Source organism: Faecalibacterium faecis (assembly GCF_040096475.1).
GTDB classification, from domain to species: Bacteria; Bacillota; Clostridia; order Oscillospirales; family Ruminococcaceae; genus Faecalibacterium; species Faecalibacterium taiwanense.
Window position 1 is genome coordinate 1 of record NZ_JBBMEP010000046.1, and the last position, 1,805, is coordinate 1,805.

The window sequence follows — 1,805 nt, forward strand, 5'->3', positions numbered from 1 at the left end:
CACATTCCGCAGAACAGCTTGGTGGTGAGCAAGTAATCGTCCTCGGCCTTGTGACGGGCAGGAGCGCGGCTGTTCTTCTTGATTTTTTGCTGCACTTCTTCAAACAAGTCCTTGTCCACGATGGCCGGGATGCTGTCCGGCATTACGATATCCTTGAAGTGGTTTTCACCAATGTACCGTTTGTTCGTCAGCAGCTTCTGAACACTGTTGTAGGTGAACTTCTGGTTGCGGTTGGTAGTCACGCCGCTGTCGTTCAGCCAGTTCATCAATTCTTTCATGGTTGCGCCATCGTTGTACCGCTGAAAGGCTTCTACCACAAAGGGAGCTTTCAGCGGGTCGACTTGAAAGAACTTCTCCTCGTCCACCTTGAAGCCAATGGGAATCGTGCCGCCGTTGTACTTGCCTTTCAGCACATTCTCAGTCATGCCGCGCACAACTTTTTCAGAAAGTTCTGCCGAGTAGTATTCAGCCATGCCGGTGAGCATACTCTTGACCATGATACCCGCAGGGCTGTCAGAGATAGGCTCCGTGGCAGATACCAGCTTGACGTGATTTCGTTCCAACTGGTACTCATAGTGGGCCGAATCATAGCGATTTCGGGCGAAACGGTCAAGTTTCCAGACCAACACAATGTCAAATAGCCGCTTTTCGCTGTCCTTGATCATCTGCTGGAAATCCGGGCGGTTGTCGGTTTTTGCGGAAAGGGCGCGGTCAATGTAGTGTTTGACCACGGTGATGCCGTTCTTTTCGGCATAAGCCGTACATTCACGAATCTGTCCTTCGATGGATTCTTCACGCTGGTTGTCCGACGAATAGCGGGCGTAGATCACGGCGGTCATGCAAACACCCCTTTCACTTCATTCTCCGCAGGCGGCGCACAAGGTCGGATGCACTGTACAGCACACGAGCCACAGACACGGTATCCTCGCCCACGATGTAGAACACCGAGTAGTTATCCACCAGCATCTGCCGCAGCCCTTGGGTGCGCTCCGGCTCGCTCTCTACCAGCGCACAGCGTTCCGGCAGAATGTTCAGCGACTGGATGGCTTCTGCAATGCGGTTATACTGCCCCATAGCCGTGTCAGGCTCCAACAGACGGTCAGCAATATAGCTGTAAATCTGCTCCATGTCGCTAAGGGCTGTATGGGAAATTTTCACGTCATACTGTTTCATCTGTGCTGTTCCCTGAACTGTGCGAATGCGCTTGCGGCATCCACGGTATCACCGTTCTGGATTTCCTTAATGCCCACCTGCAAGGCTGCATGGAGTTGGTCATCGGTCATGGTGTCAGCGTTCAGAGCCGCAGGAGCCTTCGGCAGGGACAGCGAAAAGGGAATGCCGCCAGTCAGGGTGATCTGGCGCAGGTACATATCAATGGCGGTTGCCATCGGGATACCCAGCTGCTTCAGCACATCCTCGGCTTGCTGCTTAACGGTCGGGTTGACACGGAGATTGAGTGTCATCGTTTTTTCCATGGTTATCACCTCGAATTTATTGTAATGCTTTTTGCATTACAAGTCAATCGAGTGCGAAGTCGCAATTGAAATTCTCTATATTACACAATATATTCGTCGTTAAATTGTTTAAAACGCAGAATATTCATTCGTTAGAATAAATCTTTGGAGTACGCCCAGCTTGTACTGGGTGGGGAGCTTGAACATTACCTCTCACTTGGCTGCGACCATGGCAGACTAGAAGATTGACCTTTAATTAGAATATACAGATAAAACCAACAGCCCTCTACTTGCGATCATTGCAAATAGAGGGCTATCGGTTTGTTAATAGTTATCAAGTTTTTCCACAAC

3 protein-coding genes and 1 pseudogene are annotated in these 1,805 nt (G+C 50.4%); 1 reads left to right on the forward strand and 3 read right to left on the reverse strand.

The genetic code is table 11. The annotated features are described in order from the left end of the window. The 3 genes from WMO17_RS13000 to WMO17_RS13010 form a co-directional block, all read right to left on the reverse strand. Positions 1 to 839: recombinase family protein (locus tag WMO17_RS13000; RefSeq protein ID WP_349138321.1), on the reverse strand; the 839-nt coding region annotated here is incomplete at its 3' end. 13 nt (positions 840 to 852) lie between these two features. Next, on the reverse strand, positions 853 to 1,173 hold the full coding sequence (locus WMO17_RS13005) for a type II toxin-antitoxin system RelE/ParE family toxin (protein WP_349138322.1): 321 nt from the start codon (positions 1,171 to 1,173) through the stop codon (positions 853 to 855). Beyond that, on the reverse strand, positions 1,170 to 1,475 hold the full coding sequence (locus WMO17_RS13010; protein WP_035393314.1) for a type II toxin-antitoxin system RelB/DinJ family antitoxin: 306 nt from the start codon (positions 1,473 to 1,475) through the stop codon (positions 1,170 to 1,172). The genes WMO17_RS13005 and WMO17_RS13010 overlap by 4 nt, the downstream gene beginning before the upstream one ends. Positions 1,476 to 1,610: 135 nt before the next feature. Between WMO17_RS13010 and WMO17_RS13015 the strand changes: the two are divergent. Next, positions 1,611 to 1,703: pseudogene (locus tag WMO17_RS13015) on the forward strand (DUF6061 family protein); the annotation flags it as partial. Positions 1,704 to 1,805: the final 102 nt, after the last annotated feature.